The 7,643-nt window shown below is 69.3% G+C and carries 11 protein-coding genes; 1 reads left to right on the forward strand and 10 read right to left on the reverse strand.

The features are described from left to right. On the forward strand, positions 1-398 hold a 398-nt coding region (locus tag ACF08N_RS37435; RefSeq protein ID WP_392329177.1), incomplete at its 5' end, for a transposase. Positions 399-655: 257 nt separating this feature from the next. On the opposite strand, the gene ACF08N_RS37440 is transcribed toward ACF08N_RS37435, so the two are convergent. The 10 genes from ACF08N_RS37440 to ACF08N_RS37485 form a co-directional block, all read right to left on the reverse strand. Continuing rightward, positions 656-1,363 carry a hypothetical protein gene (locus ACF08N_RS37440; RefSeq protein WP_392329178.1) on the reverse strand — a complete coding sequence of 236 codons (708 nt, stop codon included), beginning with the start codon at positions 1,361-1,363 and terminating at the stop codon, positions 656-658. A gap of 239 nt (positions 1,364-1,602) precedes the next feature. Next, entirely contained in the window at positions 1,603-1,788 is a 186-nt protein-coding gene (locus ACF08N_RS37445) for a hypothetical protein (RefSeq protein ID WP_392329179.1), read from the reverse strand. Between the two features lie 53 nt (positions 1,789-1,841). Further along, the gene (locus ACF08N_RS37450) at positions 1,842-2,084 is read right to left on the reverse strand and encodes a hypothetical protein (protein ID WP_392329180.1); all 243 of its coding nucleotides are present in this window, start codon (positions 2,082-2,084) and stop codon (positions 1,842-1,844) included. A gap of 129 nt (positions 2,085-2,213) precedes the next feature. After that, positions 2,214-3,029 (reverse strand): hypothetical protein, encoded by an 816-nt coding sequence (locus tag ACF08N_RS37455; RefSeq protein WP_392329181.1) that lies wholly within the window; start codon positions 3,027-3,029, stop codon positions 2,214-2,216. 169 nt (positions 3,030-3,198) lie between these two features. Continuing rightward, positions 3,199-3,405 carry a hypothetical protein gene (locus ACF08N_RS37460; protein ID WP_392329182.1) on the reverse strand — a complete coding sequence of 69 codons (207 nt, stop codon included), beginning with the start codon at positions 3,403-3,405 and terminating at the stop codon, positions 3,199-3,201. Continuing rightward, a complete protein-coding gene (locus ACF08N_RS37465) occupies positions 3,398-3,901 on the reverse strand; it encodes a hypothetical protein (protein WP_392329183.1) in 504 nt (167 codons plus the stop codon). Before ACF08N_RS37465 ends, ACF08N_RS37460 begins: the two co-directional genes overlap by 8 nt. Positions 3,902-3,956: 55 nt before the next feature. Continuing rightward, complete coding sequence (locus ACF08N_RS37470; protein WP_392329184.1) at positions 3,957-4,202, reverse strand: hypothetical protein; 246 nt, start codon at positions 4,200-4,202, stop codon at positions 3,957-3,959. Between the two features lie 262 nt (positions 4,203-4,464). Further along, positions 4,465-5,643 (reverse strand): DUF932 domain-containing protein, encoded by a 1,179-nt coding sequence (locus tag ACF08N_RS37475; protein WP_392329185.1) that lies wholly within the window; start codon positions 5,641-5,643, stop codon positions 4,465-4,467. A gap of 110 nt (positions 5,644-5,753) precedes the next feature. Then, positions 5,754-6,314, reverse strand: a complete 561-nt coding sequence (locus ACF08N_RS37480) for a hypothetical protein (protein ID WP_392329186.1) — start codon at positions 6,312-6,314, stop codon at positions 5,754-5,756. 69 nt (positions 6,315-6,383) lie between these two features. Continuing rightward, on the reverse strand, positions 6,384-6,755 hold the full coding sequence (locus tag ACF08N_RS37485; RefSeq protein WP_392329187.1) for a hypothetical protein: 372 nt from the start codon (positions 6,753-6,755) through the stop codon (positions 6,384-6,386). Positions 6,756-7,643 lie beyond the last annotated feature (888 nt).

Below are 7,643 nucleotides of genomic sequence, written 5' to 3' on the forward strand. Positions count from 1 at the left end.
AGGCGGAGATCATCGAGTCCCTGCCCGGCATGGGGCCGATACTCGGGGCGGAGTTCGTCGTCGCCGCAGGCGACCTCGCCGCATACGCCGATGCCGGCCATCTGGCCTCGGCGGCCGGGCTGGTGCCCGTGCCCCGTGACTCCGGGCGCCGGACCGGCAACCTGCACCGTCCCAAACGGTACAGCCGCCGCCTGCGCAGGGTGTTCTATCTGTCGTCGCAGACCAGCATGATGCGCGAGGGGCCGAACCGGGACTTCTACCTCAAGAAGCGGGGCGAGGGTTGCAACCATGTCCAGGCCGTGATCGCCCTGGCCCGCCGACGGGCCAGCGTCCTGTGGGCGCTCCTGCGTGACGGCCGAGTCTTCACCCCCGCCCCACCGGTCACGCAGGCGGCTTGACTCCATCATTGAGACTCCTTCTGTGATCGGCAAGACGTACCCGTTGCGATAGCGGGCGGCGGTGGCGACCGGATGGCTGGTGGGTGTGCTGGGTGCAGGGCTCATCGCGCCCTGGTCGCGTGGCTCGGCGTCGTGGCGGGCGTCCTCGGTGGTGTAGCCGGTGTCGCACCATGGGCGGCACAGCTGGCCTGCGGGTGCGCCGCACGTCTCGCACCGGTCGTCGAAGTCCTCCGGGCGCCACGGGCGCAGTTGGCCGCTCACGCGGGGAGCTCTCGGATGTGGTCGGCCAGGGGCCGGGCGGACATGACTGGGCTCTGGTGGGGCGGGGTGGCGCGGACGGCCCGCCATAGATTCGACGGCTGCCATGGGTCGAAGTCGATTCCGGGGACGGGCCGGATGGACCACTGGCGGCCGCGGGGGCCGGTGGCGGTGTACGTCAGACGCCGTGGGGTGTCCTGGCGTCCGTTGTCCTCCCAGGAAAGGCCGGCGGCCGTGAGCGCGCTGCCAAGCTCGTTGCAGCGCGCGCGGGTGATGTGCTCGAACTCGGCCGGAATCAGGTGGAAGTCGAACATGTCGCGGCCCCGCCACTCCTCCGTGTGGCCGTCTTCGCGGGTGAGGACGTACATGCGGGCCTGCTGGAGGGTGCCGTCTTCGCGCGTGTCGACGCGCTCTGACCTGGTGACGTCCCACACGCCCTCTGGACTGCGCAGCTGCTCGCCCACTCTGAGCGCGCGGGGCGGCTGGGTGTTGAGGAGGCGGGGGCCGGGCACCAGGCCGTTTTCCTTCAGGTCGGTGCACCGCCAGCACATCCACACCGTCTCGCCGCGGAGGCGGCGGATGCCCCAGCAGTCTTCGAAGCAGACCGAGCACATGAACCGGCAGTCCTGAGAGGCGAGGACCGTTGCTGCGTAGGTCATGCCGGGCATACGGCTGATGACCATGCCGAAGTGGCGTCCGACGGACACGGTTTCTCCTTCTGAGGGGGGTGGGCAGCGCGAGCGGCTGCCGGTGGGCTCAGGGGGGGGCGGTGGTCCACAGCGGGAGGCTGGTGGTGGTGCGGGCGCTGTTGCCCGGGCGCACTGGGACGTCGCGATAGTCGGACACCTTCACGTAGCAGCCGCGTTCGGTGTCGATGCGGACCGGGTCGCCCTCCCACTCCCACTGATCGATGAGCTCTGTGGGGAGGTTCTCGATGTCGTCGGCCTCAACCTGTATGGCCCAGGCGGTCAGTTCCTCGCCGTATGCCTGCCGCCATGCCCGCAGGGACGGTGAAGAGGTGGCCGAAGTCGTCGACCAGGGCCAAGGCGCGGGACTTGTCGGGGGCGGGGCAGTCGGCGTAGCTGGGTACGTCGGGACGGGTGCGCTCACCAAGGGGCATCAGCCAACGCATGATCAGATCGTCTCCATCGTCGGGCGGGCGGTGTGTGAGTGCGGGGCGGTGCATCAGCGGCGCCCGGACGGCTGCGGCTTGCGGTAGCGGTACAGGAAGCGCGCAGCCCACCCGCGGCTGGCGAAGCCGGGGATGCCGCCGCCGCTGCCCGGCCGGTCGCCGGGATACTCGGCAACCCACTTGCAGCACTCCGGGTCGTACCAGGCGAGCCCGTAACAGGTGTTCCGGTCCCGGCGGTCAAGGACGCGGTAGCCCAGCGATCCGGTGTTGACGGCGAACGTGAACTCCTCCGGCACGGTGGCCCCTTCGGTTGACCCAAGGTGCGAGAGGGGGCGGGTGGGGGGAGGACGCCCCCTCTCGCACAACTAATAATAGTGTCTTTTGCTGGAGTGTGAACCCGCCCCTGACGTGCACCTTTCCTTGTGTCAGCGGGCGGTGGCCCAAGCCCGGCCGCGGCCGCGTGGTCGGGCGTGCTGCTGGGCGCGCAGGGAGGCGGCTTCCGCCTGGGCGCGGCGGGCGTGTTCGTGCTCTCGGGCGGCCTCGGTGAGGCAGTAGGGGGCCCACCACTGCATCACGTCGACGTGGCGTGACAGCGAGCCGGGGAAGTCGGCCAGCATCAGCAGCAGGACCGGGTGCGGGGCGAGAGTGAGCCATCGCGCGGCGGTCCACCAGGCGGCCACAGCGGCTCGCCGCGCGGGGTGGGCGGCGCGGGCTTCCCGTTCCAGGCGGGCGGCTTCGGCGTGGTGGCGAGAGGCAGACCAGGTGAGGAAGCGCAGCAGGGCGGCAGTGTCCCGCTTCCGGGAGAGGTCCAGGATCACGGGCAGGTCGTCGCGCTGAGCGACATGGCCGGCGCAGGCGCGCAGGACGGCGGTGAGCGTCGCCGCCGCCTTCTCGGACGGCTCGTGCCCGGCGGCGGACTCCATCGGGTATGCCGTGACCTGAGGGCGGTGGGTGTAGTCGTCGGCGTGGAGGGTCAGGCTGCCGCGGTACCCCGTGCGGCTGCGGGAGAGCCGCGGCAAGGCGTCGTCGGGGGCGGTGGTCTGAATGGCGTTGACGGGGCCGAGACAGGCGCGCACGGCGGTGAACTCGTCCCAGCGGTGGGGGTGGTGGGTGCCGGTGACGTGCACGCTGCCGCGCATCGCCCCGCCCAGCTCGAAGACGACGGCATCGGCCTGGCGGGGGCCGGCGGTGGCGCGCACGGTGCCGGCGGGGGTGTCGATGGTCAGGCTCGGGCTGGTCATGGGCTGGGACTCCTCGGTGGTCGACTCGGTGAGCGGGCACCTGCCGCCCCGCGCCCGCCGAGGGGGAGGGCGCGGGCGTCGGGGCGGCAGGTCTTCGGCCAGTGGCGTGCTGGCCGGGTCGGCCGTCCGCCTCCCCGGGGCGGGGAGAGGCGAGAACGGCGTCTGTGGGCTACTCCTGCGGCTGCTTGTGGCGGCGGAGTCTGTCCCGCTCGGTCAGGGAAACCTCACGGCCACACGGGCACTCGCCGTAGCGGCGGCCGTGGAGGCGGAAGAACTTCGGGCCGGTGTTCTTGGTGTTGAGGGTGCGGATGCTGCAGAGGACCGGGGTGGTGTTGGTGCAGTAGCCGTCAGCGGTGACGGCGGGCGTGTCAGCCACGGTGAATCTCCTCGTCGGTGTCGGGGATCCGAATCAATGCCGGCGCCTCGTAGACCTCGCGGAGTACGGCGGGGATGTCAGGGCACGGAATGACGGCCTGCTGGAGGTCGGCCGTGTCCATGGGGTGCAGCCACCCGTTTTGTACGGTCCAGCCGCACACACGGGGGTTGGGATCGGCGGCCGTGGTGGCGGCCAGGACGGCGCGCCGGACGGTGCTGCCCTCCAGCGCGAACACGAGCAGTGTGCGCAGGGCGCAGAATGCCTCTTCGTCCAGCACGGCCAGGCGTACCGGTGCGACGTCGTCGGAGAGGTTTCCGACGGAGAGGTCGGCCTGACCCCTGACGAACGCGACGTCGGTCCGTTCGGCCACGAGATTGATCGTGTGTTCGCCGTCGCCGAGTGCCTGGATAAGGGCGGCAAGCGCGGTCAGGGTGCGGCTCATGGCGGCCGCTATGGCGGCGTCGTCGGGGCGGGTGAGCTCTGGGCGTGCGGGCATGGCAACTCCCTTGCGGGATGGGGACGCCGCGGGCGTCCTGACGCGAGAGGGGTGTTCAGTGCCAGTTCTGGGGGCCGGGACGGAACCGCGCCTTGAAGGAGGCGATTTCCTCCTCAGTGGCGGTGCGCCAACGGGCCGTCCTGTCCGCGAGTGAACGGAACACGGTGGACTCCACGCCGTCCCAGTAGTCGTCCGTGCCCCGGTACGTGATGTGGAACTTGTCGACGAGCATGATCTCTACGGTCGTCACACCGCACCACGTGTCCCAGGAGACGAATTGGCCTGCGGTGAAGTGGGGCATGGGGTTCTCCTCCTGGCATTGAGGGGCGGTGAGGGGCGGTGAGCGCCGGATTTGGCGCACTGCGCCCCGTGGCGCGGTAGGCTTTCTCCGCGGCGCGGCAGGCTCGGGCGGGCGCGCTCCGCGCGCTGGCCCGAGCGGCCGGCCGGTTCGGGATGACCGGGCGGGCACCCCCTGCGGCGGTCAGGGAGGGTGCCCGCCCGGCGATCGGGTGGGGGGCCGTGCGGGCCGGGCTTGGGGAGGTTCCCGGCCCGCACGGGGTCTGTCAGCCGTGCGCGGCGGCGGCCGTCAGTGCGGGCAGCGCGAGCGCCTCCAGGGCGGCGGCCTGGTCGGCGTCGGTCAGGGTCTGCGCGGTCGACGTGACGGCCTGCATCACGCCTCCGGCCGTCATCTGACCGCCCCGGACGAAGTGGGAGAGGATCATGTCCTTTGCCTCGGTACCGATGCTGAGCGTCTTGGTGACGTGCTCGATGGTCTTCGTCGGCTCGGCCAGCGTCTTACCGGCGGCGGCCTCCATCTCGCACACCTTGGCCGCGACGTACTCCCGAGACAGGAAGGTGCGCACGGCGTCGGCGGTCTTGGACGTGATCAGCTCCAGCGTCTTGCGCTGGGTCTGGCCGGACCAGGAGACAACTCCTTCGTCCTGCTTGCCTCCGAGGTGCACGGCGCGCATGACGTCCTTGGTCTGGGTGAGACCGTTGCGGCACACCTGGACGACCGCGCGCGGGGTGATGGTGTACGCCCCGGAACCGACTTCGCTGTTGGTGATGACGAATCCGGCCGAGATCAGGGGGAGTTCGTCACCGCTTCGGTCGTCGAACGGGGAGCGGTAGCCGCGCAGCAACTCGCGGGCCTGGACGGCGACGGCTTCGGACTCGACGCGCACATACATGCGCCGGTCGGTGAGGTCGCACCCCGTGACGCGGGTCGGGTGGCCGGACTGCTTCACCCCGTCCAGGGCGGCGAGCAGCATGTCGAAGTTGTCCATCAGCTTGTAGCTGTCGGACAGCAGGGCGCGGGCCACGCCCTCGGCGGGCGGCATGCCGGGGCCGCTGTCGCCCCGGAACGCCCGGAGCATGAAACGGCGCTCCGGCTCCTGGCGCAGCCACGCATTCACGTTCTCGTCCAGCAGAGGGACGTTGTCGGCGCGCATGCGGCGGAGGTAGGCGAGCGGGATGCGCAGCTTGTCGGAGATCCCTTCGTCGGCCACGGCGGTGGGCCGGTAGATGCCGTCGACGTCCGTCACGCCGTCTTCGGTGATCAGGGACTCTACGCCCTCGACGTGCACGTTTCCTTCACGGAACCGCAGCGCGGAGGCGGGGGCGATCACGTCCAGCTTGCGCCGGTTCTGGTCCTCCAGGATGCGGACCAGGTCGGAGAGTTCGGCGTTGCGGGCACCGGTGGGGGCCACGTTCGTGGCGCGTTCGGCGAACTGCTGGGTCATGCGGTGTTCTCCCCTTCGTGTTGGCTTCTGCGGTTCGGGGGCGGGGCCACCGCCCCCGAACAACTTCAATAATAGTGTGTTTCAGGTAAACCCACCCCTGACCAGCACACTTAGACCATGGCGCGGTGGTCGGCCAACGGCGTCAGACTCGCGCGCCGCACGTTCGTGACCACCGTCACCGGTGCGACACCACGCATCTCGCACAAGTCGTAGCGCAGCTCCAGCGTCTCGCCGAACGGGTCGGCCTGCGCATGGATCCCGTGCACCCAGTACGTGCCGTGCAGCAGTGCCAAGCTGCCGTGATACCTGACCTTCTGCCACATCACGGGCCCGTGGTCCTGCGGGTCCAGACTCCGCGCCACCGCGATCACAAGCGGATCCGCCGTCCGCTCGGCCATCAGCAGGGCGAACACGCGCGCGACCGTGCGACGGTCCACCGGCACGTCAGCCATGGCCGGACCCGTGTGACCGGTGCGCACGCCAAATGCCCAACCCAACTCGAAGAACGGCCGGACCACGTCCAACCGCTCGCGCGGCACCCGCAGCGCCTCCGGGTCGCCGCTCGCACTGCGCGCCAACTCCTTCAGCGCGTAACGGGCCTGCTCCCGCTCCGCGTCCGTGAGCGGTACCCCGGCCGCCTCGGCCTGCTCTGCCATCCGCGTGTTCTCCACGATCGTCCCTCTCCTCTCGGATGATGCCGGTTGAAGGGGGTGCCCCGCCTGGGGCACCCCCAGGGCGGACTACTTCAGGAATCCGCGCGACCGGAGAAACTCGGCCGTGATGTGCGCGATGCCCTGCGGCTTATAGATCTGCGGGAATCGACGCATCTCCACTTCGGTGCGCCCCTTCTCGTCCGGCTCCGGCAGTTCGTGAACGAGCCGGTAAGAACCGTCACCCGCAGGCATTTCCAGGATGACGGGACCAACCTTCGTGTCGAAACGAATTCCGGTGTAATTCGCGTCGGAGTTGTGCACGATGTTTGCGCCCGCCCGCTGACACATCAGCGGCAGGAAGTTGGCGACCGTGCGGGCCCGAATTGCAAGGCCGTTCATGGGCGCGTCCTTACCGCCGTGCACTCGACGGACGATGTCGTCTGAGATCTGAATCTCCATCACTTCCCCTTCGTTGGTTTTCTGCGGTTCCCGGGGTTCGCCTCCCCCAGGACTTCAAATAATAGTGGATGTTCTCCCGTGAGGGAAGCCCTGTTGCGCCTCGTGTTGCGCTGGATGTTGCGCACTGACGTTGCGTCAGATGCTGCGCTGGAGGTTGCGGCGGCCTGGCGGCCGGCTTCCATATCACCCCAGGTCAACGACTTGTAGGGGTGTGGTCGCGCTTGCTGACATCCCCTCTGTTGCCACTTGACCCGCGCCGGTTGAAGGATGAGAAGGAAATGGGGCGGGGGTGGGTGTGGCGGTGTCGGGGATGGGGGGTGGTGGGTGGTTGCGCGTCGGCCGGAGGCCTCCGCGCTACCGGCCCCTGGTGGGTCGTGTGTCCGGGGGTGGTCTTGGGGGTCGGTCAGATCTCTGCCGGGCCCTGTCTCTCCCTCTGCCCCTCTGTCCCTCCGTGTCCTCGGGGTGTTGGTCCTGCCGGAGGCAGGCTCACCCCTGGGACTCTCCGAACCTCCCTCCCCTGAAAGGTGTTGGGTCCCGGAGGGACCATTTCCGTATTCCGTGTTCTACTTATTACCCCGGAATACCCGTTCAAATCAATTCCCCTCCTCTCCAAGGGAATCGGAAATTCCCCGAATACACCATCTAGGAACGCACATGACGAACCCTCAACTCAAACCCCAACTCCCCACCCAACAAACAAAACCACCCGCCTTTCCCTCCTCCCGTGCCGGAGGCACGGGCACACTCCCGCATTTCGTGCCGGAGGTACGCACGTTATGGAATGGCCGGAGGCCAGTTCCATAACGTCCCGCCGGAGGCGGCACTTCGCGCGGGGACGCGCGAAACGAGCGAAGCGAGTATTCGGCTGCCGGAGGCAGAGCGAAGCGG

It is taken from the genome of Streptomyces sp. NPDC015127, assembly GCF_043080095.1.
Taxonomy (GTDB): Bacteria; Actinomycetota; Actinomycetes; order Streptomycetales; family Streptomycetaceae; genus Streptomyces.